Source organism: Streptomyces ipomoeae 91-03 (assembly GCF_000317595.1).
GTDB lineage: Bacteria > Actinomycetota > Actinomycetes > Streptomycetales > Streptomycetaceae > Streptomyces > Streptomyces ipomoeae.
In genome coordinates this window covers 1-772 of the sequence record NZ_AEJC01000018.1, presented here as the reverse complement: position 1 = coordinate 772, position 772 = coordinate 1, and the positions used below count along the sequence as shown (strand labels likewise).

1 protein-coding gene and 1 pseudogene are annotated in these 772 nt (G+C 71.9%); both read left to right on the top strand.

Features of this window, described 5'->3' with window-relative positions; genetic code table 11:
- Positions 1 to 309: zinc-binding dehydrogenase (locus STRIP9103_RS01080; RefSeq protein WP_158696840.1), on the top strand; the 309-nt coding region annotated here is incomplete at its 5' end.
- A gap of 142 nt (positions 310 to 451) precedes the next feature.
- A pseudogene (locus STRIP9103_RS01075) lies at positions 452 to 682 on the top strand (3-hydroxyacyl-CoA dehydrogenase family protein); the annotation flags it as partial.
- Positions 683 to 772 lie beyond the last annotated feature (90 nt).

Here is a 772-nt window from a genome sequence, read left to right as displayed (position 1 = left end):
CTGCAGGAGCAGTCGGAGTGCAACCGGTTGTTCCGCCTGGGTCACCTGGTGCCGGTCCTCTCCACCGTCCACCCGCTCGCCGAGGCGGCTGAGGCCGCCCGGCTCGTCCAGACGAACCGGCACACCGGCAAGGTGGGCGTGCTGTGCCTGGCACCCCGCCCGGGGCTCGGGGTGACCGACCAGGCCATGCGGGACCGCGTCGGCGAGGACCGGCTGAACCTGTTGCGCGACACCGAAGCCCCGTCAGAGCCGGTCCCCGCTCCAGTGACCCCAGGGCCCGAGGCGGCCGTCGCCGTACCGGCCCGATGACCCCGCCGATCCCGAGAAACGGAGACTCCGAGTACCCGAGTACCCCGAGTACCCCGAGTACCCGAGTACCCCGAGTACCCCGAGTACCCGATGACACGGACGGACCGGACGGACACGGCCGACCGGCCGAACAGACCGAACGGCGACGGCGGACACCGTGGACGACGCCATGATGCTCGGCTGCTCCCATCCGATGGGCCCGCTGCGGCTCGCGGACCTGATCGGGCTGGATGTGGTCCTCTCCATAGCGGAAGCCCTCCACGAGGAGTTCCGGGAGCCCCACTACGCCCCACCGCCGCTCCTGCGACGCCTGGTCGAGGCCGGCATGCTGGGCCGCAAGGCGGGCAGGGGCTTCCACGGGTACGCCGGCTGACTGCACCCGGCCACCCGGAGGATTCCCTGGTGCAGAGGGTCGCCGCCGAGGGGAGCAGGGTGCCGCCGTACGCCTTGACGCCGTTGCTCA